The 23,618-nt window shown below is 72.7% G+C and carries 17 protein-coding genes; 9 read left to right on the top strand and 8 right to left on the bottom strand.

The genetic code is table 11. The features are described 5' to 3' along the window. Positions 1-1,744: alpha/beta hydrolase (locus tag JGS22_RS16235; protein ID WP_372454263.1), on the top strand; the 1,744-nt coding region annotated here is incomplete at its 5' end. Between the two features lie 176 nt (positions 1,745-1,920). On the opposite strand, the gene JGS22_RS16230 is transcribed toward JGS22_RS16235, so the two are convergent. From JGS22_RS16230 to JGS22_RS16215, 4 genes are all read right to left on the bottom strand, one after another. Beyond that, positions 1,921-3,339, bottom strand: coding sequence for an AI-2E family transporter (locus JGS22_RS16230; RefSeq protein ID WP_211042478.1), 1,419 nt, complete (start codon positions 3,337-3,339; stop codon positions 1,921-1,923). Between the two features lie 196 nt (positions 3,340-3,535). Next, positions 3,536-4,261 (bottom strand): aggregation-promoting factor C-terminal-like domain-containing protein, encoded by a 726-nt coding sequence (locus JGS22_RS16225; RefSeq protein WP_211042479.1) that lies wholly within the window; start codon positions 4,259-4,261, stop codon positions 3,536-3,538. Positions 4,262-4,959: 698 nt separating this feature from the next. Then, positions 4,960-6,282, bottom strand: coding sequence for an RNA 5'-3' helicase PhoH2 (gene phoH2 / locus JGS22_RS16220; protein ID WP_211042480.1), 1,323 nt, complete (start codon positions 6,280-6,282; stop codon positions 4,960-4,962). Positions 6,283-6,695: 413 nt separating this feature from the next. Then, positions 6,696-7,463 (bottom strand): isoprenyl transferase, encoded by a 768-nt coding sequence (locus JGS22_RS16215; protein WP_236074013.1) that lies wholly within the window; start codon positions 7,461-7,463, stop codon positions 6,696-6,698. A gap of 113 nt (positions 7,464-7,576) precedes the next feature. Between JGS22_RS16215 and mgrA the strand changes: the two genes are divergently transcribed. Continuing rightward, positions 7,577-8,656 carry an L-glyceraldehyde 3-phosphate reductase gene (gene mgrA / locus JGS22_RS16210; protein WP_211042481.1) on the top strand — a complete coding sequence of 360 codons (1,080 nt, stop codon included), beginning with the start codon at positions 7,577-7,579 and terminating at the stop codon, positions 8,654-8,656. Positions 8,657-8,904: 248 nt separating this feature from the next. Here the strand turns inward: mgrA and JGS22_RS16205 are convergent, their stop codons facing one another. Beyond that, positions 8,905-9,636 (bottom strand): prepilin peptidase, encoded by a 732-nt coding sequence (locus JGS22_RS16205; RefSeq protein WP_211042482.1) that lies wholly within the window; start codon positions 9,634-9,636, stop codon positions 8,905-8,907. A gap of 148 nt (positions 9,637-9,784) precedes the next feature. Here JGS22_RS16205 and JGS22_RS16200 point away from each other — a divergent pair, with 148 nt between their 5' ends. After that, positions 9,785-10,243 carry a DUF192 domain-containing protein gene (locus JGS22_RS16200; RefSeq protein ID WP_308405700.1) on the top strand — a complete coding sequence of 153 codons (459 nt, stop codon included), beginning with the start codon at positions 9,785-9,787 and terminating at the stop codon, positions 10,241-10,243. Positions 10,244-10,300: 57 nt separating this feature from the next. On the opposite strand, the gene JGS22_RS16195 is transcribed toward JGS22_RS16200, so the two are convergent. After that, positions 10,301-10,729 (bottom strand): OsmC family protein, encoded by a 429-nt coding sequence (locus tag JGS22_RS16195; protein WP_211043626.1) that lies wholly within the window; start codon positions 10,727-10,729, stop codon positions 10,301-10,303. A gap of 737 nt (positions 10,730-11,466) precedes the next feature. On the opposite strand from JGS22_RS16195, the gene JGS22_RS16190 reads away from it, so the two are divergent. The 5 genes from JGS22_RS16190 to JGS22_RS16170 all read left to right on the top strand — a co-directional run bounded on the left by JGS22_RS16190 (position 11,467) and on the right by JGS22_RS16170 (position 21,039). After that, positions 11,467-11,877: a hypothetical protein gene (locus JGS22_RS16190; protein WP_211043624.1), complete on the top strand. Its 411-nt coding sequence runs from the start codon at positions 11,467-11,469 to the stop codon at positions 11,875-11,877. A gap of 211 nt (positions 11,878-12,088) precedes the next feature. Continuing rightward, complete coding sequence (gene imuA' / locus JGS22_RS16185; protein WP_211043622.1) at positions 12,089-12,865, top strand: DnaE2-dependent mutagenesis accessory factor ImuA'; 777 nt, start codon at positions 12,089-12,091, stop codon at positions 12,863-12,865. Between the two features lie 284 nt (positions 12,866-13,149). Beyond that, positions 13,150-14,775: a DNA polymerase Y family protein gene (locus JGS22_RS16180; protein ID WP_372454262.1), complete on the top strand. Its 1,626-nt coding sequence runs from the start codon at positions 13,150-13,152 to the stop codon at positions 14,773-14,775. Between the two features lie 279 nt (positions 14,776-15,054). Further along, positions 15,055-18,291, top strand: a complete 3,237-nt coding sequence (locus tag JGS22_RS16175) for an error-prone DNA polymerase (protein ID WP_216815016.1) — start codon at positions 15,055-15,057, stop codon at positions 18,289-18,291. Positions 18,292-18,483: 192 nt separating this feature from the next. Further along, complete coding sequence (locus tag JGS22_RS16170; RefSeq protein WP_211043118.1) at positions 18,484-21,039, top strand: SpoIIE family protein phosphatase; 2,556 nt, start codon at positions 18,484-18,486, stop codon at positions 21,037-21,039. A 130-nt stretch (positions 21,040-21,169) separates the two neighbouring features. Here JGS22_RS16170 and JGS22_RS16165 read toward each other — a convergent pair whose 3' ends face one another. Then, positions 21,170-22,060, bottom strand: coding sequence for a LysR family transcriptional regulator (locus JGS22_RS16165; protein ID WP_211043116.1), 891 nt, complete (start codon positions 22,058-22,060; stop codon positions 21,170-21,172). Between the two features lie 68 nt (positions 22,061-22,128). On the opposite strand from JGS22_RS16165, the gene JGS22_RS16160 reads away from it, so the two are divergent. After that, positions 22,129-23,124: an EamA family transporter gene (locus JGS22_RS16160; RefSeq protein ID WP_216815015.1), complete on the top strand. Its 996-nt coding sequence runs from the start codon at positions 22,129-22,131 to the stop codon at positions 23,122-23,124. 20 nt (positions 23,125-23,144) lie between these two features. Here the strand turns inward: JGS22_RS16160 and JGS22_RS16155 are convergent, their stop codons facing one another. Beyond that, positions 23,145-23,582 carry a cupin domain-containing protein gene (locus tag JGS22_RS16155; protein WP_211043885.1) on the bottom strand — a complete coding sequence of 146 codons (438 nt, stop codon included), beginning with the start codon at positions 23,580-23,582 and terminating at the stop codon, positions 23,145-23,147. Positions 23,583-23,618 lie beyond the last annotated feature (36 nt).

Raw genomic sequence — 23,618 nt, 5'->3', positions numbered from 1 at the left:
CCCCTGGGCGACCCGCGCCCGGCGTACGGGCCGACAGTTCGTCAGGATCGCGCGCAAGCCGTACTGGGACCGCCCTGACGCCGGCTGGCTGGTGCGCCGCTGGCCCGACCTGACAGCGACCATCACCGCGACCGTCTTCTTCTGGCTCTCCCTCACCCCCTCACTCGTGCCCCGGCCCTGGTACCTGCAGGGCGTCGTGGGCGGCATCACCGCCGGAATCGGCTACGCGCTGGGCGCGCTCATCAGCTGGGGCGCCTCGGCCGCGGTACGCCGGCGCCCCACGCGCGCGACCCGCGTACGCATGCGCACCCGCGCCTGGCAGACGTACTTCGTACTGGGCACGGCGCTGACGGTGCTGCTGCTGAACCAGAGCGCCGACATGCAGCGCCAGTTGCGCAAGCTCCAGGGGCTGCCGCCGACGCTGACCTGGCACTCGCTGATGATCGCGCTGCTCGCCGTCGCCCTGTGCGCACTGATACTGCTGATCGCCCGGGCCGTGCGGCTGGGCACCCGGTCACTCATTCGGGTACTGCTGCGCTTCGTCCCCAAACCGGTGGCGGTGGCGGCAGGCCTGATGATCAGCGCGGTGGTGGTGCTCTTCGGCGCCAAGGACGTGGTCTTCGAACGGGGGGTGGTCGACATCGCCGCGCGGATCGCCGCCAACACCGACAAGAGCACCAAGGACGGGATCGTCCAGTCCGGTTCACCCCATGTCTCCGGCAGCCCCGATTCGCTGATCGACTGGGAGGATCTCGGCTTCCAGGGCCGCAACTTCACCGGCAGCGTGCTGACCAAGGAGCAGATCTCCAGCTTCAGCGGACGCGAGGCGATGGACCCCGTACGCGTCTACGTCGGCCGCTCCAGCGGCGCCGACCACACCGCGCAGGCCGAGCTGGCGGTCGCCGAGCTCGAACGCGCCGGCGGATTCGACCGCGAGGTGCTGGCCGTCGCAGGCACCACCGGCAGCGGCTGGATCGACGCCCGTACCGCCGAGCCGCTGGAGTACCTGCACAACGGCGACACCGCGATCGTCGCGCTCCAGTACTCCTACCTGCCGAGCTGGGTGTCCTTCCTGGTGGACCGCGAGGAGGCCGGCCGGGCGACCGGCGCGCTGGTCGCCGCCGTGCGGGAGAGGTGGGAAAGCATGCCCGCCGCCGAGCGGCCGAAGCTGGTCGCCTTCGGCGAGAGCCTCGGTGCGAGCGCCATCGAGGACTCCTTCGGCGGGCTGGAGGACCTGCTGGAGAACACCGACGGAGCCCTGCTGGTCGGCCCGCCCAACTACAGTCCGATCTGGCGGTCCGTCACCGAGAACCGCGACGCCGGCAGCCCCGTCTGGCGCCCGGTGTACGACGGGGGCAGGAACGTACGGTTCGCCCAGTTCCCGCAGCGCGACCTCGGCATGCCGAGCGGGCAGGAGTGGGAGCACCCGCGGGTGGTCTATCTCCAGAACGCGTCCGACCCGATCGTGTGGTTCTCGCCCGATCTCGCGGTCAGCCGCCCGGAGTTCCTGGAGAAGCCGACCGGCCCGGACGTCGCGGGCGACGTGGGCTGGTTCCCGTTCGTCACCTTCTGGCAGACCGCGATCGACATGGCGATGTCGTACGGCGTCGAAGCGCCGCACGGGCACCGCTACGGCACCAACGCCGTCGAGGGGTGGGCCGCCGTCGTTCCGCCCCCGGACTGGACCGACAGCGACACCCTGCGGCTGAAGGCGTTCAGCGAGGCCCACGAGTCCCCGTACTGAGCCCCGGAGCGGCGAGGGCCCGCCCGCCGGGGCCGCGCGCGGCAGGGGGCGCACGGCGGCACAGCCACCGCACCACCGCCGCACGGTCACGGCAGCGGCCCGGCACCCCGTGATCGGGTGCCGGGCCGCTGCCGTGACCGGTGCGTACCGCTCGCCTCTGCGGCGGGTCGCCGCGCTCAGCTCCTCGGGCCGCCGTCCTGCGATGGCGGTCCGGCCTCCCCGGGCGGCGCCGGATCCGCCGGGGGCGCGCCCGACGGGGCGTCGGAGACCGCAGCGGCCGGGGCCTGGCCGGGCTGTTCGCCGTGGAGCAACGGTGGTACGGCCGGGGAGACTTCTGTGATCGTGGCTCCGTGGTGCGCCCGGTGGTCGGGATTCTGCTGTTCGGCATAGGCCCGCAGATAGCCGACGACCGTGTTGGTGACCGCGACCAGCGGCACGGCGACGACGGCGCCCGGAATACCCGCGAGCAGGGTTCCCGCGGTGACCGCGAGCACCACACCGAGCGCGTGCACCTGGACCAGCCGGCCGAGGATGAACGGCTGGAGGATGTTGCCCTCGATCTGCTGAACCAGCAGTACGACACCGAGGACCAGCAGCGCCGTACCGATGCCGTTCGTCACGAAGGCGACGACGACGGCCAGCGAGCCGGAGACCAGCGCTCCCACGATGGGCACGAAGGCGAAGATGAAGACGATCACCGCGAGGGGGACGGCCATCGGCACACCGAGGAAGTAGATGCCGACGCCGATGCCGACCGCGTCGATGAAGGCGACTATCACCGTCCCTCGCACATAGCCGGTCAGCGTGGCCCAGGCCCGCGGACCCGCGCCCGCCACGCCCTCGCGGGCGACGGAGGGGACGAACTTCAGGCACCAGTCCCAGATGCGCCGGCCGTCGTAGAGCAGGAAGAGGGTGACGAACGCGGCGAGCGCCGCACCGGTCAGGAACTCCACGACGTAGGAGGCGCCTTCGAGGCCCGCGGAGGTCAGCTCCTGGCTGTGCTCTCCGATCCAGGAGTTCAAGTTGTCGGCGAGATCGTTGAGTTGCGCGTCGGTGACCTGGAACGGGCTGTCCAGGATCCGGGTCCGCAGCTCGTCGACACCGCTCTGGATCTGCTTGACCAGGTCTTCCTGGTTCTCCATGACCTGCCAGACGACGAACCAGCCGATCAGGCCCAACGCACCGAACCCACCGCTGAACACGGTGGCGGTGGCGAGCCCGCGGGCCAGCCCCCAGCGCCGGAGGCGGGCGACGGTCGGCTGCAGCAGTGCGGTGAGCAGCAGCCCCGCGGAGAACGCGATGACCAGCATGCTGATCGCCCCGATGACCTGGATCAGCACCCAGACCACACCGGCCAGCACCAGGAGTCGCCAGCCGGCCTCCGCCGCGACCCGCAGGCCCCACGGCACGACGGTGGGCGGTTCCGGGTTCTTCGGCGGTACCGGGGCGGGCGGGGGCGGCGGGTGCTGCGCCTCGTCCTTGGCCCGGCGGCGTTCTTCCCGCTCCTCGCGCTCGTTCTCAGCGCGGCGCCGGTAGTCCGCCATACGTGCGCCGAAACGCGTCGCACCGGCCTTCAGCCGGTCGATTCTGGACATCGTGTTCCTTAGCCCCCGGGGTGTGTAGGTCAGCTGCTCCCACCGAGGGACGACGTTACCGCTGTGGACGGTTGCTTCCGACGTCGGTCCTGAGGGAGAGATGTGCCAGGGCAGCCGGCGGCGAGAACGCGAGAGCGCCTCCGACCTGACTTCGGTCGGAGGCGCTCTCACACAGCCGGGTACGTGGTGGTGTGACTCAGTACCAGTGGTTGGCCTGCCAGAACTCCCAGGCGCCGCAAGGGCTGCCGTAACGGTCGTTCATGTAGTTGACGCCCCACTTGATCTGGGTGGCGGGGTTGGTCCGCCAGTCGGCACCCGCGGAGGCCATCTTGGTGCCGGGCAGAGCCTGGACCAGTCCGTACGCTCCGGAACTCGGGTTGGACGCCTGGTAGTTCCAGGTGCTCTCACGCTGAACGATGTTCGAGAAGCACTGGAACTGGCCGCCGCCGACGATCTGCTGGGCCATCGCCTTGACCTCGGCGACCGAGTAGGAGGCCTGCTGCGGGAAGTCGCCGCCACCGGGCGCGGTGCGCTCGGAGCTGCGGCTCGCGGCCAGCTCCTTCTCACGCTCCTCGGCGGCCTTCTTCTCCAGCTCCTCGGCCTTCTTGGCCTCGGTTGCCTTCTTCTTGTCCGCCGCGTCCTTCGCAGCCTGCTTGCGCGCGTCCTCCTCGGCCGCCTTCTTGGCAGCGGCGTTGGCAGCTTCGGACTGGCTGTCCGCCTGCTGGCTGAGAGAGGTCGTCTGGGTCTCGGTGTTGCCACCGACCGGTATGTCTGCGAGGAGCGTCGCGTCTGCGGCAGCGAGCTCAGCCGGTTCGGCCGTTCCCTGCTGACCGCCCGAGGCCACTCCGACGACAGCGCCGACGGTGGTGACCGCGGTGGCGGACGCCACGGCGAATCCCCGGACCGAAATCCGAGTAGTCACACGGTTTCCTTCCACAATGCCCGCTTAGGTGACCTCACGGACGCAATCGTGCCCCTGACACAGACCTCCGTGTTGCACGGTCACTTGGAGGTACGGGCCCGGTGGGGTCTCCGGCACTGCTGGAGAATCCGCGTGGTTCCTCGGGCGGCATACGGCATAACCTGTTGAGTTGTCGTGGTGCCACAACCCCTGACGGAGTCGTGAAGGCCGTATGCGGGGCCTGACAGGATCCACACCCTAGCCGGACGGCTGAGGGTTGAGGCAATTCTCGACGGAGTGGGATAGGTCACACGCCGTTTGAGCCGGATCCGCGGCGGAAACGCGTGCGCGTCGCCCCCGGACCCGACCAGGGTGCCCGACCGCCGAGTTGAGCACGGCGCGGGGCAGCACCGTTTATACACTTCCAGGTGATTCGCGAACCGGTTGGCGAACTGACACCGCACCAACTAACGGCACAAAACGGATGTTCGGCGCTGCCCGCCGAGCAGCTGCCGCCCGGTCGGTAGGAGGCGTACGCGGCCGGCTTCGACGATCCGGCGCACCCGGCACTGCCCCGCGACCGTCCCCGCCGAACGCGACACAGAACACACCCCGAAACGGCCGGAGCGGGGCGCCCACCTCTCGGTGGACACCCCGCTCCCCTGCTTCCCCGACGGCGGCTCGGACGCCCGGGCGGAAGCGCCCTGGGGCCCGTTCCGCTAGAGCCGGCCCTCCTCCAGCATCTCCGTCACCATCGCGGCGATCGGCGAACGCTCGGAGCGGGTCAGGGTGATGTGGGCGAAGAGCGGATGGCCCTTGAGCTTCTCGACCACCGCCACCACGCCGTCGTAACGCCCCACCCGCAGGTTGTCGCGCTGGGCGACGTCATGGGTGAGCACCACCCGCGATCCCTGCCCGATCCGGGAGAGCACCGTCAACAGGACGTTGCGCTCCAGCGATTGGGCCTCGTCGACGATCACGAAGGCGTCGTGCAGGGAACGGCCCCTGATGTGGGTGAGCGGCAGCACCTCCAACATGCCCCGGGCCACCACCTCCTCGATGACGTCCCGGCTGGTGACCGCCGAGAGCGTGTCGAAGACCGCCTGCGCCCAGGGGTTCATCTTCTCGTCGGCCGTGCCCGGGAGATAGCCCAGATCCTGGCCGCCGACCGCGTACAGCGGACGGAAGACCATCACCTTGCGGTGCTGGCGCCGCTCCAGCACCGCCTCCAGCCCCGCGCACAGCGCCAGCGCCGATTTGCCCGTGCCCGCCCTGCCGCCCATCGAGAGGATGCCGACCTCGGGATCGAGCAACAGGTCCAGGGCGATGCGCTGTTCGGCGCTGCGGCCGTGGATTCCGAACGCCTCGCGGTCGCCGCGCACGAGCCTGACCCGGCCGTCCGCGGTGACCCGGCCGAGCGCCTTGCCCTTCTCCGACTGGAGCACCAGACCGGTGTGGACCGGCAGTTCGTCCGCCTCCGGGGTGGAGAGCGTCTCCGCGGCGAAGAGCTCGTCGATGTCCTCGCCGGGCAACGTCAGCTCCCGGATACCGGTCCACCCGCTCTCGGTGATGGCGAGCTCGGCCCGGTACTCCTCCGCCAGCAGTCCGATCGAGGACGCCTTGATGCGCAGCGGCAGGTCCTTGGAGACGACGGTGACGTCATACCCCTGCGCCTGGAGGTTGCGCGCCACGGCGAGGATGCGCGAGTCGTTGTCACCGAGGCGGAAACCGGCGGGCAGCACCCCGGGGTCCGTGTTGTTCAGCTCGACCCGCAGTGTCCCGCCCACCTCCCCCAGCGGAATCGGCTCGTCGAGCCGGCCGAAGCGGACGCGGTACTCGTCGAGCGTGCGCAGGGCCTGCCGTGCGAAGTAGCCCAGCTCCGGATGGTGGCGCTTGGCCTCCAACTCTGTGATCACGATGACGGGCAGCACCACTTCGTGCTCGTCGAAGCGCAGCATTGCCGCGGGATCGGCGAGCAGGACGCTGGTGTCGATGACATACGTGCGCCGGTCGTTGTCGCGGCGCTTCTTGCTGTTCACCACGGAAGGACGAACCCCCTCGGATGAGGTCGGGACGCGATGAGCTCGCGGAGAGCTGACACGGACGTTTCGGCCGGGCCCGGCCCTTCTTGCAGGGGCCGGACTCCGGCCCTCCCCGTCCACCGCACCGGTGTGCGGCATTCCGTGGTGCGCAAAAGGCCTCCCGCCTGGCCGGCGCCCCTGGTCGACGCGTCGGCCTGGGAGGGGTATTCCCGTTAACTCCTGCGACCATGCGGACAGGCGGTCCCCCTCCTCCATGTGCCACAGGCATGGCCGACGCCCGCACGGCGATTGCCGTGCGGGCGTCGGGCGGGTGGCGCGGGGTCAGGGGGCGAGAGGGAGCGCGGGTTCGCCGGGCGTACACCCGGGGGTGCATCGGGCGCCGAGCCGGTGCGGAGGCGGTGTGCGGCGCTCGCTCAGGAGCCGTAGCGGCGGTGGCGCACGGCGTAGTCGCGCAGCGCGCGCAGGAAGTCCACCTTGCGGAAGGCGGGCCAGAAGACGTCGCAGAAGTAGTACTCGGAGTGGGCGCTCTGCCAGAGCATGAAGCCCGAGAGCCGCTGCTCTCCGCTGGTGCGGATCACGAGATCGGGGTCGGGCTGGCCGCTGGTGTAGAGGTGCTGGGCGATGTCCCGGACCTCCAGGGTCTCGGCGAGCTCGTCCAGCGTCGCGCCCTGCGCCGCGCGTTCGGCCAGCAGGGAGCGTACGGCGTCGGCGATCTCCTGGCGTCCGCCGTAACCCACCGCGACGTTGACCAGGATGCCGTCGCGGTCGCCCGCCTGCTCCTCGGCTTCCTTGATCACCCGCTGGGTGTGGTCCGGCAGCAGGTCCAGGGTGCCCACGTGGTGCACACGCCAGCGGCCGTCGTTCGCCAGGTCGCGGACGGTGTCCTCGATGATGCCGAGCAGCGGGGTCAGTTCCTCGGCGGGGCGGTCGAAGTTGTCGGTGGACAGCAGCCAGAGCGTGACGACCCGGACGTCGGTCTCCGCGCACCAGGTCAGCAGCTCCTGGATCTTCTCGGCGCCCGCCCGGTGCCCCTGCTCGGTCGTACCGCCCGAGGCCTTGGCCCAGCGGCGGTTGCCGTCCAGGATGACGCCGATGTGGGCGGGGACGTGAGTGTGGTCGAGCCGCCCCTCCACCCTGCGGGAGTAGGCACGAACCACGAGATCGCGCAGCTTCGCCTTCAACAAGTCGTCCGCCTTTCCCTGCCCCCGTCCTGCTCAAACCCATAGCAGCCTAACGGCATTCGGGCAGGCGAACCGACCCAGAAGTGTCACAGGTCCGTGATACTCACGAAGGTATGAGCGAATCCTCTGCCGACCACCCGTACTACCGCGCCGCCGACTCACGCTACGGCGCCTTCGAGAACCCGGACAGTCCGGGCATGACCTACCGCCGCAGCGGTCGCAGCGGCCTGCTGCTCCCGAAGATCTCCCTGGGACTGTGGCACAACTTCGGGGACGACCGAGCGCTGGCCGGGCAGCGCTCGATTCTCCGCCGCGCCTTCGACCTGGGCGTCACCCACTTCGACCTGGCGAACAACTACGGCCCGCCGGCCGGTTCCGCCGAGCGGAACTTCGGCCAGATCTTCGCCCAGGACTTCCGGAGCTACCGCGACGAGATCGTGGTCTCCACCAAGGCCGGCTACCTGATGCACCCCGGCCCCTACGGCGAGTGGGGCTCGCGCAAGTACCTGCTCTCCTCGCTGGACGCCTCGCTGGAGCGGATGGGCCTGGATTACGTCGACATCTTCTACTCGCACCGCTTCGACCCCGACACCCCTCTGGAGGAGACGATGGGGGCACTCGCCTCCGCCGTCCAGCATGGCAAGGCGCTGTACGTGGGTCTGTCCTCGTACAACTCCCAGCGCACCGCCGAGGCCGCGGCGCTGCTGCGGGAGATGGGGGTGCGTCCGCTGATCCACCAGCCCTCGTACTCCATGCTCAACCGCTGGATCGAGGACGACGGCCTGCTGGACACGCTCCAGGAGGAGGGCATGGGCTGCATCTGCTTCGCCCCGCTCGCCCAGGGGCTGCTGACCGACCGTTATCTGCAGGGCGTTCCCGAGGGTTCCAGGGCCAGCCAGGGCAAGTCCCTCGACCCCGGGCTGCTGACCGAGTCGGTGGTGGGGCAGCTGCGCGGACTCAACGCGCTCGCCGAGCGGCGCGGGCAGTCCCTCGCACAGCTCGCGCTGAGCTGGGTGCTGCGGGACGAGCGCGTCACCTCGGCCCTCGTCGGCGCCAGCAGCGTGGCCCAACTGGAGGCGAACGTCGAGGCGTTGACCGGTCCGCCGCTCACCGACGAGGAGCTGGCGGAGATCGACGGCTTCGCGGTGTCGACACCGGGCGCGAACATCTGGGCCCGCAGCAGCGAGGACTGATCCGGCGCGAACCGGGCTGAGGCCGGGGCGAAGAAGCCGCGAGATCCGGGCGAGGCCGGCTGGGCCCGGCTTGGAGTGCTGGGTCCGGCTGGGTCCGGCCGGGGCCCGAGCGCCCCCTGGCGCCCCCGAGGCGGGCCGGCCCGGGACATAAAACGGGCCGGTCCGTGGGGGGGGGTACGGACCGGCCCGAGGGGGGGGTTCCCACCATAGCCCCTGTGGCGGCGTCCTCGGTGCACCAGGCGCCGAGTTCACCCGGCGAGTCCCCCGAGTGCGACCCCGGCCAGCGCACCCAGCAGCATGAACGGGCCGAACGGCAGCGGCGTCCGACGGTGGGCCCTGCCTGCGACGACCAGCGCTGCCCCGTACAGGGCGCCGAACAGGAAGCCGGCGAAGGCGCCGAGGAAGAGGACGGCCCAGCCGTACCACCCAAGAGTGAATCCCAGCGTCAACGCCAGCTTGACGTCACCGAACCCCATCCCCCTCGGATGGATGAGGAAGAGCAGCAGATAGGCCCCGCCGAGCGCCAGCCCTCCGAGCAGGGCGGAGCGCCAGCTCCCCGCAGCGTCCGGCAGCAGCGAGGCCACGCCCAGCAGTACGGCGGTGGCTGCCGCGGCCGGCAGCGTGAGGAGATCGGGAAGCCGGTGCACCCGTACGTCCACCAGCGCGAGCAGCAGCAGCACGGGGACCAGCAGCAGCCAGACGGTGAGTTCGGGCCTGGGGCCCACGGTGGTGGTGAGCAGCACGCACACCAGCGCACTGACGGCGGCGATCGGCGCGGGCGACGGGCCGTGGGGCCGGGCGGGGCCGCACCGGACACAGCTCCCCGCGCCGAGCAGCCCGGCGGGCAGCGGGTGTCCGTCGGGGCAGGTCGTCCGCCACGGCCGGTCGGCGGGGACGGCGAGCCGGTGGACAGGGCGGGGCAGTAGCAGCCCGGCGGCCACTCCGTATCCGGCGGCGATCACGCTCAGCAGCACAAGCACAGCCAGAGCCTACGGACCGCGCGGGGCGGAACGGTCCGGACGAAGGCGGGCAAGAAGCGACCGGACGAGGGCGAGGCAGCGAGAGGCGTGCGGGTCTCACCGGGTCAACTCCCGCACTACCGTGGGGCGGAGAGTCGAGGAGGACGCGGTGGCCAGGAACGGCAGCGGTGGTACGGGGTGGGCACGCGGCCGGTGGAGCGACGGCAGCGGAGTGCTGTGGATCGACGCGCCCGACGCACCGCCCGACGCATCGGCCGACACACGGGCCGACGCTGCGACGGTGGTGCCGCTGGAGATCGCGGCGTCCTATCGCGCCCGCACCCGGGGGCTGCTGGGGCGGGAGGGGATCGAGGGCGCGATGCTGCTGACGCCGACCGGCGGGGTGCATACCTTCCGGATGGGCTTCGCGATCGATGTCGCCCATCTGGACAGGGAGTTGCGGGTGTTGGCCGTGACGACGATGCGTCCGGGCCGGCTCGGGCTGGTACGGCCGCGAGCCCGCTGTGTGCTGGAGGCGGAGGCGGGCGCGATGGCACGTTGGGGGCTCCGCCGCGGGTCCCGGGTGCGGATCGGGACGCCGGAGGAAGGCCCGTACGGGGCGCGGTGAACGCCGCCCCGTACGAGCCCCTTTCGGGCGCGGCTCGCGACCGCGCCCGGAGCAGGCTCAGACCAGCTGGGCGTCGAGCGTGATGTTCTTGACGCCGGAAAGCGCCTGGCTCACCGGGCAGTTCGCCTTGGCGTCGGCGGCTGCGGCCTGGAAGTCCTCCTCGGAGAGGCCCGGAACGGAGGCCCGCACGGTCAGGGCGATACCGGTGATGCCCTCGCCGGGCTGGAAGGTCACATCGGCCTTGGTGTCCAGAGACTCGACGGTGTAGCCCTTGCCGTGCAGGCCGTGCGAGAAGGCCATGGAGTAGCAGGAGGAGTGCGCGGCGGCGATGAGCTCCTCGGGGCTGGTGGTGCCGTTCGGCTGCTCCGAGCGGGCCGGCCAGTTGACGTCGAAGGTGCCGATGTTGGAGCTGGCGAGGGCGACGGTCCCCTTGCCCTCGAGGAGGTTGCCCTCCCAGTGGGTCTGCGCGGTACGGGTGGTGGCCATGCGGTGGTGGTCCTTCCTGGCTGTGCGGGCGCTTGCTGATCACCATCCTTCACGTCGAGTGCGGAATGTGTCGAGCGGTCCCGGTGAGCGCCACCCCGCGGGCGTACGACGGACCGGGCGGGGCACGCGCCGCACTCGCCCCTCAGGCAGGGGCATATTCACCAACGCAGCGACTTGTGCACGGCCGGGGGGCGATCCGTTCGGCCCCGCCTGGGCACTCGCCGCGGAATCGGCGCAGTCGCCGGGCCGGTACAGGAATCACCTCAACCGCCGCAGGGAATAGAGGGGTTGAGGCGGGGCGAATCCCACAGGAGGGGGACGACCACCGCACGGCCCGAGGCGCTCGGTGACCCGGCAGACCGTCCTGTCCGGCGTTCACCATCGCTTGCGCAAAGCATCTTCCGTCACTTTTGCACCAGCCACCCCACATAATCCCGGCGTTCGGCTCCAGCAGCCGCGTCCGGTCTGCGGCAGCCCGGATTCCGGCGACACCCGGACCCGGCGGCCCGAGTTCGGCGCCCGGCGGCCCGAGCCCGGAGATCCGGCGGGCCCGAGGCCGAGCCCTGCCCGACAGGAGCATCGGCACCGCACGGCCGGGCACGCCCTCTCATGCAGCGCAGCACAGCCATCGTTCGCGACAGCACGGGCACGACGTTCGGCACCGCACGGCCATCGTTCGACACCGCACCGGCACGACGTTCGGCAGCACCCAGGAGATCCCGACCCAGGGGGGAACAGTGGGATACCGGCACAGTCAGCAGGATTCACATGTCGAGGAGGACTCCGGACATCCGCACGAGAGCGGACTGGCGGACGCGAGACGCGAGGCGGCCAGGCTCGCCGACTACCTCCAGTCGGGACCGCCGCGCGCGACGACCGGCGGAGAGCTCGAACCGCCGCAGCTGCTTCTGCGCGACTGCCCCATCCCGTCGCACACGCTCTCCGTGTACGCGATAGGGCAGGCCGTGGTGCTGCGCGGGATCTTCACCCAGGCCGACCTCCTCGCTCTGCGCCGGGCCTTCCCCGGTCAGCTGGTCACCCTCGACGACGACTCGACCCACCACACGCTGGTGGTGTGGCCGCCCCGCCCGCAGGAACCGGGCACGCCGCAGGGCTCCGCGGGGCCCCGGAGCCCTGCCGAAGGGTGATCCGGCGGGCCGCAGGTACGGCGCGGCCGGTGCCGGAGGCCCCGCAGGGCCCACCGCGGGGGTGTGACCTCGGTCACGGCGCCCTGCACCGGGGGTCCGCAGGAGAGGCTCATCTGCCGTTCGGTGTACGGCAGATGGAGTTCTCGATCTTGCCGTTCGGACGGGGAGTCGGCGACTTGCCGAATTCGAACCCGCGTTCGAGACTTGAGTCATGTGGGCCATGCAGACCGTTGACCAGGCAAACCGCGCCGAACCGCGAGGGCTGGGCACGGCGCTGCCCGGAGGCGGGCTGCGGCCTGGGACCGCGGCCGGCACCTGCGGAGACCTGCCGCTGCTGCTGGCTCTGGCCGCGGAGGCGGCGGGGACGGTCGGGGCCGACCGCGGCGGCGCCTGGGCGGTGGTCGGGCTGCCGCAGCTCGGCGCGCTCGCCGCGGCCGACGCCGGTCTCGACCTGGGCGCGGGCATGTGGGTGGACCGTCCCGGACGCCGCTGGCCGGAAGTGGTGGCCACCGCGGTGGAGGCGGTCCCGGTGGTGCTGCTCGGACTGCCCGCCGGAGTGCGGGGAGTGGGCCGCGCCGCCGGCCCCGCGACCGTGCCGGACAGGACCGTACGACGTGTCGGGGCGCTGCTGAGGCGCAGCGGCTCGGTGCTGCTGGTGGCCGGCCACTGGCCGGGGGCCGAGGTGCGGCTGCGGGTGAGCCGGGCCGTCTGGCAGGGCGTCGACGGCGAGGGGTACGGGCTGCTGCGCGGTCGGCGCACCCGGGTGGCCGTCGGCGGGCGCGGCGCGGGAGGCATGGAGCACGCGGTGGATCTGTGGCTCCCCGGACCGCAGGGAGCGGTCGAGCCGTACGGGGCGGCCGGGTCGGCGGAGTCGGAGGCAGTGCGCGGGTCGGTGCTCCTGCCCTCGGACGGTCCGGCGGACGGCTCCGTGTCCGGCACCGACGACGGCGAGGGCCGTCGGCGGGGCTCGCTGCGCGTGGTGGGCTGAGGTGGGCGGCGTTGAGCCGGGTGTTGGTGCTGTGGTGTCCGGACTGGCCGGTGGTGTCCAGCCGTGGCGTCCCCTGCGCCCCCGCCCCGCGGGCACGGGACTCGGCGGCCGGGACGGTCGTGTCGGCCGGGGCTGTCGTGTCGGCCGGCGCTGTCACGGCAGGAGCGGCAGGAGCGGCAGGAGCGGCAACGCCGGGCGCGGGGACCTCTGCGGGCAGGGCCGCAGTCGAAGCGGCGGGAGCCGGATGGCCGGGCATGCCTTCGGCCGGAGTTGAGGAGGTACCGGTGGCGGTGGTGGCTCAGGGGCGGGTCGTGGCCTGTTCGACGGAGGCCCGGGCGCTGGGCGTACGCCGGCGGATGCGGCTGCGGGAGGCGCAGCAGCGCTGTCCCGGCCTGCGGGTGGTGGAGCGCGATCTCGCCGCGGAGACACGGGACTTCGAGCCGCTGGCGGCCCGGATCGAGCAGCGGGTCGTGCCCCGGTTGGAGGTGCTGCGTCCCGGGCTGCTGGCCTTCCCCGCGCGGGGTGCGGCGCGGTACTGGGGCGGCGAGGAGGCGTTGGCGGACAAGGTTCTCGAGGTGGTGGCGGAGGTCGGCGTGGAGGGGCGCACGGGAGTGGCGGACACCCTGTTCGCCGCCGCTCTGGCCGCTCGTTCGGGCCGGCCGGCCCGGGCGGTGCCGGTGGACGGAGCGGCGGGTTTCCTGGCGCCGTACCCGGTCGGAGTGCTGGGGCGCCGGGAGTTGACCCAGCTGCTGGCCCGGCTGGGGCTCGCCACGGTCGGCGACTTCGCCGCGCTGCCCGCGGACCGGGTGCTGGCGCGGTTCGGGCCCCCGGGTGCCGCCGCGCACCGTACCGCGCGAGGGCTGGAGGCCCGGGTGCCGCACACCAGGGTGGCGGGCACGGACCGTTCGGCGGCGGTGGAGTTCGAGCCCGCGGAACGCGCGGTGGAGCCCGTGGTGTTCCGGGCCAAGGCGTTGGCCGAGGAGCTGCACGGGATGCTTCGCCGGGCGGGTCTGACCTGTTCGCGCGTGGAGGTGGGCGTCCGGCTCACCGACGGGCGGCGGCTGGCCAGGATGTGGCGGCACGAGGGGCTCTCCGCTCTCGCGGTGGCCGAACGGGTGCGGTGGCAGCTGGCCGCCTGGCAACAGAGCGGCGGCGCTTCCTCGCCGGGCGACGAAGAGGGCGACGAGCCGCCCGGCGAGCCGACTCCCGCCAGCTGCAACGGAGTTGAGCCGACCGGAATCGCGGGCCTGACCCTGACGCCGGACGGGCTGCACGCGGAGGAGGGCCGACAGGGCGAGCTGTTCGACTCCGGGGCGGCGACCCGCGAGGAAGTCGAACGGGCAGCCGGGCGGCTCCAGGCGATGCTGGGCCACGGCGCGGTCACCCGGGTCGAGTTGGGCGGCGGACGAGGACCGGGCGAGCAGGTGCTCCGGGTCCCGTTCGGGGAGCCGGGCGAGACCGCCGCGGGTTCCGGCACCGCAGGGCGTACGGGTTCCGGCACCGCAGGGCGTACGGGCGGTCCGGGCCGGGCAGGTACGGGCCCGGGTGCGGCGCGTACGGGCCCCGCGGACGGGCGTACGGAGGCGCGCTGGGTGGGACGGCTGCCGGCACCGCACCCAGCGGTGGTCTACCGGGAGCCGCTGCCCGCCCACCTGTGGGACGTCGCCGGGGCGCTGGTGGAGGTGTCGGGGCGGGCGGTGCTGTCCGCCCCGCCCGCTCGGCTGGAGGTCGTGGGACGGGGCGCGGTCCGGGTGACGGGGTGGGCCGGGCCGTGGCCGGTGCTCGAGCAGTGGTGGGACCCCTCCCTGGACCGGCGGTTGGCCCGGTTGCAGATCGCGACGGCGGACGGGCGGGCGTGGCTGGTCCAGGTCGCCGAAGGCCGCTGGCGAGTGGAGGCCTGCTATGGCTGACCGCGGCCAACGGCCGGACCGCCGCCCGGACTTGAGGATGCTCCCGGGCGGCGGTCCGGCCGTTGGCCGCGGTCAGCCATAGCAGGCCTCCACTCGCCAGCGCCGAGAGGTCGTAGACCGGCGCGCCCTTGGAGCCCGCCAGCTGGGCGCGGGTGAGTTCGGCCGAGAGCCGCCGATAGCCGTCCAACGTCCGGGCCACCCGACCCGTCCGGGCCACCCGACCCATCGAGCCCGCCCGGGTCGTCGAAGCCATCCCCAACCGAACACCCCGCACCGCCCGTGCTGCCCGCACCGCCCGGCGGCGCCGAGCCGCACTGGGCCGAGCTGCACGTCCACACCGGCTTCTCCTTCCTCCGGGGTGCGTCCGACCCCGCGGAGCTGGTTGCCGAGGCGGCCCGGCTCGGTGTCCGTACGCTCGCGGTGACCGATCGGGACGGGCTGTACGCCGCGCGGCGCCTGGAGGAGGCCGCGTCCGCGGCGGGCGTCCGTACCGTCTTCGGCGCCGAACTCTCCCTGTCCGCACAGGGGTTGGGGACGCCGGTGGTACTGGCCCGGACGTTGGACGGCTATCGGCGGCTCTCGGCCGAACTCACCCGCGCCCAGCTGGCGGGCTCCAAGGGCGCGCCGGTCTACGACCTCTCGGCGCTGGCGAGGGCTGCGGACCACGGCGACTGGGCGGTGCTCACCGGATGCCCTCGGCGGGAGCCGGCGGACGGCGACGTGGACAGCGCGGTGCGCGAACTCTGGGAGCTGGCCGAGGTGTTCGGGCACGGCCGGCTGCACGCGGAGCTGATCGACCACCGTCTCCCCGAGGACACGCTGCGCAACCACGCCCTGTTCGCCGCCGCCCGCCGCGCCGGGGTGAAGGTGGTGGCGTCCGGCGCGGTGCACTACGCCGCTCCCGGCCAGGCCCGGCTGGCACAGGCGTTGACCGCGCTGCGGCGGCGGGAGGACCTGCGGGGCGCGGCGGGCCATCTGCATCCGGCGCCCACCGCGCATCTGCGCTCGGGCGGCGAGATGGCGTCGTGGCTGGGCCGCTTCCCCGGCGTGCGGGAGGCCACCCTCGCGCTCGGCGAGGAGTGCGTACTGCCGCTGGGCGAGCTACAGCCCCAACTCCCGGGTTTCGCGGTCCCGGTGGGGCACAGCGAGAACTCCTGGCTGCGCCGGCTCGTCCACGACGCCGCCACGGAGCGGTACGGCCCCTCCCCAGGCGGCAGCGCCGGTTCGGCGTCCCAGCGGGCCTGGCGCCAGCTCGAACACGAGCTGGGCATCATCAACGGGCTGGGCATGGCGGGGTACTTCCTGATCGTCCAGGACATCGTCGCGTTCGCCCGGCGGGCGGACATCTGGTGCCAGGGGCGGGGTTCGGCGGCGTCGTCGCTGGTGTGCTTCGTGCTCGGGATCACCGGCGTCGACCCGCTGCGCCACGGGCTGCTCTTCGAGCGGTTCCTGTCCGCCGAGCGCTCCGAACCGCCGGACATCGACATCGACTTCGAGCACCGGCGGCGCGAGGAGGTCATCTCCTACGTCTACGAGCGGTACGGCCGCCGGCACGCCGCCCAGGTCGCCAACATCATCACCTACCGCCCCCGGCTCGCCGTCCGGGACGCGGCTCGGGCGCTCGGCTACCCGGCCGGCCGGGTGGACGAGATGAGCCGGCAGGTCCACCATCACCAACCGCCGGACGCGGAAGCCGAAGTTCCGCAGGAAGTAAGGGAGTTGGCCGGTCGGCTGGACCGGCTGCCGCGACATCTGGGGATCCACTCGGCGGGCATGGTGCTCACCCGGCAGCCGGTCGGCGAGTTCATCCCGGTGGAGTGGGCGACCGCGGAGGGGCGGAGCGTGCTCCAGGGCGACAAGGACGACGTGGAGGCGGCGGGGCTGGTCAAGATCGACCTGCTCGCGCTCGGCATGCTCTCCGCGCTGCACGACGCCTGCGACCTCGTCGCCCGCCACCACGGGGCGCGTTACGACCTGTCCACCATCCCGCAGGACGACCCCGAGGTGTACGCGATGATCGCCCGCGCGGACACCGTGGGGGTCTTCCAGGTGGAGTCCAGGGCTCAGATGTCCACCCTCCCCCGGCTGCGGCCCAGGAGTTTCGAGGATCTGGTGGTGGCGGTGTCGCTGATCAGGCCGGGTCCGATCCAGGGCGGCAGCGTGCACCCGTACATGCGGCGCAGGGCGGGGCGGGAGAAGGTGACCTATCCGCATCCGCTCACCGAGCGGGCGCTGAAACGTTCCCTCGGAGTGCCGCTGTGGCAGGAGCAGATGATGGAACTCGCCATGGACTGCGCCGGGTTCAGCCCCGCGGAGGCCGACCAGCTGCGGAAGGCGCTCAGTTCCAAACGGTCCGCGGAGCGGGTCGGACAGCTGCGCGGAAAGCTGCTGCGGGGCATGGCGGCCCACGGCATCGGGGCGAACACGGCCGAGAAGATCTACACCATGATCGCCGGCTTCAGCAGCTACGGGTTCCCGCAGAGCCACGCGCAGTCGATGGCACATCTGGTGTACGCCAGCGGCTGGCTCAAGCGGTACCACCCGGCAGCGTTCACGGCGGCGCTGCTGCGGAACCAGCCGATGGGCTTCTACTCGCCGCTCTCCCTGATCGGTGACGCCCGCCGGCACGGGGTGGAGGTGCGCCCGGTGGACGTGAGCCGGTCGGGAGTGCGGGACGAGCTGGAGTCGGCTGTCCCGCACGGCCCCGGCGCCGCGGACACCACCGGCGCACCCGCCCCGGACCCGGGCACCGTCCACGCGCACGCCACCGGCCCGGTACACGCCGCCGATGCGGCCAGCGGTGCGGCCAAGCAACCGGCCCCCGAGCAGCCGGCGATCCGGCTGGGCCTGTCCCATCTGCGGGGGCTGAGCGAGAAGGCCGCCCGGACCATCGTCGAGGGCCGCCCCTACAGCGGGCCGGCGGATTTCGCCCGGCGCACCGGGCTGCCGTCCGGGCTGCTGGAGACCCTCGCCACCGCGGGCGCGTTCGAGAGTCTCGGTATGGAGCGCCGGGAGGCGGTGTGGGCGGTCGGTCCGCTCTCCCGCGCGGACGAGCGGACCCTGCCGGGCACCACCCCGGCGCCGGCCGCGCCGGGGCTTCCCGCGATGAGCGTCGTCGAGGAGACGTTCAGCGACCTGTGGGCCACCGGCACCTCCGCCGAGCACCACCCCATCGAGCATCTGCGGGAGCAGCTGCGCAGCTACGGCGCCCTCCCCACCGCCGAGGTCTTCGGGTTGCGGGACCGTACGGAGGTGGTCGTCGGCGGTCTGGTCACCCACCGCCAGCGTCCCCCCACCGCGAAGGGGGTGGTCTTCCTGACGCTGGAGGACGAGACCGGGATGACCAACGTGATCGTGCTGCCCCCGGTGTGGAACCGGTACGCGAAGGCGGCTCTGGACCACGCGGCGGTGCTCGTCCACGGACGGGTCGAGCGCGCCGACGGCGCCACCAACCTGCTGGCCTCCCGGCTGGCCCCGCTGCCGACTCTCACCGCCTTCGCCGCCGGCGGCCACTGAAGGAGGCGCCTGGCCCGCCGTCGCCTCCCCTCCGCCCGGCCGTGCCACCGCCGGGAGGTGCGTGCGCTGCGGCCACCGGCGGGAGGGGGGAACATGGCCTGACACCGGACACCAGGCCCGGTCTCCGGTTCGGGACTCGCGGCCGACCACCGCGGACACCCGCCGCCGGGTATCGATCGAGAGGGACGGCCCATGGGGAAAGGGCGGCGCGAACCGCCGGCCGCGGGCGCTCACGACCACCGCCCCCGACCCGCGGGACCCCCTGGGCTGCTGGACGCGGCCCGCCTGCTGTCCTGCGCCGACCTCGAAGAACTTCTGGACACCGGTCTGGAGCTGGCGCTGCGGATCACCGCGCGGGGCCCGCTGCCCTCCACTCCCCGCAGAGCCTTCCTCTACCAGCTGCGCCCGGACGACTGGCTCCAGCTCACCCAGCGGCTCGACCTCACGGACGACGACCTCAGCCCCTACCGGCTGGTCCCCTGGCACGCCGAGCTGCCGATCGCGCGGGCCGCTCGGGAGAACCGGGTGCTGGTGAACGTCCTCGACCAGACCGCCGTTCCCTATCCCGGGAGCCTGTACGCCACCGCGCCCGCGCAGTACTGGACCCAGCCCCTGTACCTCGACGGCCGGTGTCTGGGCGGGGTCATCTACTGCCTCCCGCTCGACGCCTCGCTGGGGGACGAGGAGCAGACCCTGCTGACCGCCCTGGCCGAACTGTTCGCCGAACGGCTGCAGCTGCTGTGCTCCCCCGAGCCCCGCCCGGACAGCGCCACGCCGACGGCCGCCACGACCGGCACGGACGGCCCGACCGGCACGGACGGCGGCCCGACCGGCACCACAGCCGGCACCGGTCCCGCCGGCGCCGGTGCGCCCGTAAGGCCGGCCGAGGGGGCCCGTCCGGCGTCCGGCCCCGACCACGACCGTGCGCAGGACGCCGAACGGGCCGACCCGGAGACCGACGCGGGCGACGGATCCCCCGCCCCGCAGCACGCCGAGCGGGCAGTGCCGCCGGCCGGGCCCCACACGATGCGGCGCCGCGGCCCGCTGGAGCGGTTCCCCACTCCGCTCGAACAGCTCATCCACACCGGCCAGGAGCAGTTGCGGAGCAACCTCGACCCGATGGTCGACATGGCCCTGTCCAACACCGGGATCGGCTCCTTCGACTGGGACTTCCCCAGCGGCCGGCTCATCTGGGACGAGCGCCTCTCCCGTCTCCACGGGATCGAGCCCGAGGAGTTCGACGGCAGGATCGAGACGTTCTTCGAGCGGGTCCACCCCGAGGACATCCAGCGGGTGCACGATGCCGTGAAGGAGAGCCACCGGACCGGTTTCTACAAGTGCCAGTACCGCGTGATCATGCCGGACGACACCGTGCGGCACGTGGAGTCCGAGAGCCGGGTCATCTTCAGCCCGGAGGGCTTCCCGTACGGCATGGTCGGCATCGCCAGGGACCGTACGGACGAGGTCCGGCGCGCGGAACGCAACCGGCGGCGCCAGGAGTTCGTGATGCAGGTGACCGGCCGCTTCACCGCCGCCTCCTCCACCGCACAGATCGTCTCCCTGATGGCGGACACCGTGATGCCCACCGTCTCGGCGAGCAAGATGGCCATCCTCCTGCGGGAGCCGGACCAGCCGCCCCGGCTGGTGGGGCTGCGCGGTTTCCGGGAGGAGCACGCCACCCAGCTGATGGCCGCCGTCCGGCGCCTGCACGCGGTTCCGGGCCCCATCCGGCGCGGTCGGACCCTGATGCTGGAGAACCGCGAGCAGTTCGACGCCCTCTTCGACGAGGAGGACCTGCGACCGCCCGCCGACGAACGTGCCTGGCTGATCCTGCCGCTCTCCACCGCCGACGGGCTGATGGGCACCTGCGTACTGAGCTTCGAGGAGGAGCAGCGGTTCAGCGCGGAGGACGAGGCGATCACCACGGCGGTCGGCGGCATCCTCGCCCAGTCGCTGGCCAGGACCCGGCTGTTCGACGAACGCCGTTCCCAGCTCACCGAGTTGCAGCAGCTGATGCTCCCCCAGCGCATCCCCGCGCTGCCCGGACTGGAGGTGGCGGTCGGCTACCGCCCGGGCTCACGGGGGCTGATGGTCGGCGGGGACTGGTACGACGCGCTGGTCATGCCCGACGGCACCGTCTCCGTGATCATCGGCGATGTGCAGGGGCACAACGTCAAGGCGGCTGCCGTCATGGGGCAACTCCGCACGGTCATGCGGGTGTTCGCCGCCGAGGGCGACCGCCTGGGCGCGCTGCTGGCCCGCGGCAACCGCGCGCTCTACCAGATGGACACCGACCTCTTCGCCACCTGTGCCATCGTCGAGATCGACCCGAAGGCGGGCGTCGTGCAGATGGCGCGGGCCGGACACCCCTATCCCCTGCTGGTGGACAGCGTCGGTTCGGTCTACGAGGCGGAGGCCGACGGCGGAATGCCCCTGGGCTGCTTCCCGGAGGACGACTACCCGGTCTCCGATCTGCCACTGCCCAAGGGCGGAACGCTGCTTCTCTTCACCGACGGGCTGGTGGAGAACACCGGCATGGAGTACGGGCTGGCGGTCGAGGCGATCACCGGCACGCTCAGCCGCTGGGTCCAGCGCAACAGCCCCCGGCACGACGGCGGGCAGCACGGCGGCCGGCTCCCGGGCGGCCAGCGCGATCTGGAGCTGCTCGCCGAGGAGATCGTCAGCCCGCCGGTGGACAAACCGCATCTGGACGATGTCGCGGTGCTGCTGGTCCGACGGCCCGGGTGACCGGGTCTCCGGTCCGACGGCCCGGGTGACGGCGCCTCCGGGTCCGACGGCCCGGGTGACCGGGCCGCGGCAGAGCGGGGTGGGCGTACACCGCACGGCTCGGGCGCTCGGCGAAACGGGCAGGCGCGGGTCAGACGCGATGCGGGCCGGCTTCGGGGCTCATGATCCGGCGGGCGAGCACGGCAAGTTGCCCCACCAGCGGATGAGCGGGTGGATCGATCCACCCGAGTACGAGCGGCAAGGCCGGTGCGTCGGTCAGCGGGAGGTACGTCACGCCCGGGTGCGGGCGGAATCCGGCGGTCGAGTCGACGGTCACCCCCACCGCCCGGCCCGCGGCGATGATGGCCAACCAGTCGTCGGTGTTGGCCACTTCGACCTGGCACTCGGGCCGACCCCCCTCCGGCCACAGCCGTGGCGTGGTGGTGCCGGAAACCGTGTTGACCGCGATCGGGCGGTCGGCCAGCTCCGCGAGGGTCACCCGCTCCAGCGCCGCGAGCGGGTCGCCGTCGGGTACCGCCGCCACCCGCGGCTCGGTGAGCAACCACTCGGTGCGCAACGGGAGTCCGAGGAGCGCCAGGTCGGCGGGCTCGCCCCGCAGCAGCGCGGCGTCCACGCGCCCCTGGGCCAGCCCGGCAGAACGGTCGTCGATGCGCAGCAGCTCCAGCGCAGTGTCCGGGTGGGCGGCTTCCCAGGCCCGCAGCAAGGAGACCGTCCGCTCGCCGGCGGCGGACCAGGCGTGACCGAGTCGCAGCGGCCGGCGGCCGAGCCGCGCCGGATCGAGCACCGCCTCCGCTGCGGCGAGCGCCGAGGCAGCCCGCGGCAGCAGCGCCGCCCCCTCGGCGGTGAGATCGAGATGATGGGTCGAACGGTCCACCAGCCGTACGCCCAGATGTTCTTCGAGCTGCCGCAGCGTACGGGAGAGGGCGGGCTGGCCGATGCCGAGCCGGGCCGAGGCCCCGGTGACGGTGCCTTCCTCCGCGATGGTGACGAAGGCGCGCAGATGACGCAGTTCGGCGGTCATGCCGCGTGAGCATAAGCGCTCCTCCTCGCGCATTTCACAGTGCGCGCCGCGCCTCGTACGGTCAGGGAGTGGGTGAGACACGGACAACACGGACGGCCGGACCACCGGCGCGGGGCAGCGGGGCGGATGCCGTCGGACGGAAAGCGCCGCCGGGATCGGAACGGCACGGCACCGCGCTGCTGCTGCCGGTGCTGCTGGTGGCGGGCGGTCTGTTCTCCCAGCAGTTCGGTGCCGCGGTGGCGGCGCTGCTCTTCCCCCAGGCGGGCGCGGCGGGCATGGTCTCGCTGCGGCTGGCGCTGTCGGCACTGGTGCTGCTGGCGTTCTGCCGTCCGGCGATCCGGGGCTACCGGCGCGAGGACTGGCTGGTCGTCGCCGGCTTCGGGCTGGCGCTCGGGCTCATGAACATGTCCTTCTACCAGGCCATCGACCGCATCCCGCTGGGCGCCGCGGTCACTCTCGAAGTGCTCGGCCCGCTCGTCCTGTCGGTGGTGGCGGCACGTCGCCGGATCGCCTGGCTCTGGGCGGGGCTGGCGCTGGCCGGCGTGACACTGCTGGGGCGGGCCGGCTTCGGCGAACTCAACTTCGCCGGTGTGGCGTTCGCCCTGGGCGCGGCGGTGATGTGGGCGGCGTACATCCTCTTCTCGGCGCGCGCCGGCAGCCGCTTCCCCAAGATCGACGGGCTGGCACTGGCGATGGCACTGGGCGCGGTGATCAGTCTGCCGTTCGGAGTGGCGGAGGCGGGCGCCACTCTGGTCCAGCCCCACATCCTGGCGCTGGGCGCGGGCGTGGCTCTGCTCTCCTCCGTGCTTCCGTACTCGCTGGAGCTGCTGGCGCTGCGGCGGATGCCGGCCGCGACCTTCGCGGTGCTGCTGAGCCTGGCCCCCGCGATCGCCGCCACCGCGGGCTTCCTGGTGCTCGGCCAGAGCATGAAACTGCTGGAAGTGCTGGCCATCGCCCTGGTCGTGGCCGCGAGCGCCGGCGCGGTGCGCACCTCGGAGCGACGTGCGGGCACGGAGACGGAACGGAGCACGGACCCCGCGCCGCGCACGGAACCGGAGGTCTGAGGCCGGCCCGCGCTCGACGCTCAGCCGTCCGCGGCGGGCACCGACGCATTGCCTGGCGCAGGCGGGTCGGCCGGCGCGAGCGGGTCGGCCGGGTCCGGGACGCGGTAGCCGGCGACCGAGGGCCAGCGCACCGTGAGAACGACGGATTCGGTCTCCGCGTACCAGGAGTGGTCGACGCCCCGGCCCCACACGACGTAGTCGCCCTGCTGCTCCAACAGCACGCTGCGGCCAGGCAGTTCAACCCGGAAGCGCCCGCTGATCAGCACCAGCAGAGCCGTGCGGCGTTCGCCGGTGACCCAGTGCGCGCGTTCGTCGCCCGGCGGGTGCACTCCCCATTTGATCTCGACGTCCGTGCTGTGCCGCGGGTCGTCCGGTTCCTTGAAATGGCCGAGCAGCCACCCGCGGTCGAGCGCCGCGTCCTTGCCCGCGTTGCCCACGTACACGTCGTCGTCCTGCATGGGAGGACGCTAACAGCGCCCGCGCCGGCCCCGCCC

Origin of the sequence: Streptomyces tardus, from assembly GCF_018101125.2 — a bacterium.
GTDB lineage: Bacteria > Actinomycetota > Actinomycetes > Streptomycetales > Streptomycetaceae > Streptomyces > Streptomyces tardus.
This window is presented reverse-complemented; position numbering and strand designations above follow the sequence as displayed.

Excerpts from the sequence above, each read along its gene's own strand:
- mgrA (WP_211042481.1), top strand. The coding sequence starts at position 7,577 with ATGAGCGAATCCTCTGCCGACCACCCGTACTACCGCGCCGCCGACTCA.
- JGS22_RS16195 (WP_211043626.1), bottom strand. The coding sequence starts at position 10,729 with ATGGCCACCACCCGTACCGCGCAGACCCACTGGGAGGGCAACCTCCTC.
- imuA' (WP_211043622.1), top strand. The coding sequence starts at position 12,089 with ATGTGGGCCATGCAGACCGTTGACCAGGCAAACCGCGCCGAACCGCGA.
- JGS22_RS16230 (WP_211042478.1), bottom strand. The coding sequence starts at position 3,339 with ATGTCCAGAATCGACCGGCTGAAGGCCGGTGCGACGCGTTTCGGCGCA.
- JGS22_RS16155 (WP_211043885.1), bottom strand. The coding sequence starts at position 23,582 with ATGCAGGACGACGACGTGTACGTGGGCAACGCGGGCAAGGACGCGGCG.
- JGS22_RS16165 (WP_211043116.1), bottom strand. The coding sequence starts at position 22,060 with ATGACCGCCGAACTGCGTCATCTGCGCGCCTTCGTCACCATCGCGGAG.
- JGS22_RS16170 (WP_211043118.1), top strand. The coding sequence starts at position 18,484 with ATGGGGAAAGGGCGGCGCGAACCGCCGGCCGCGGGCGCTCACGACCAC.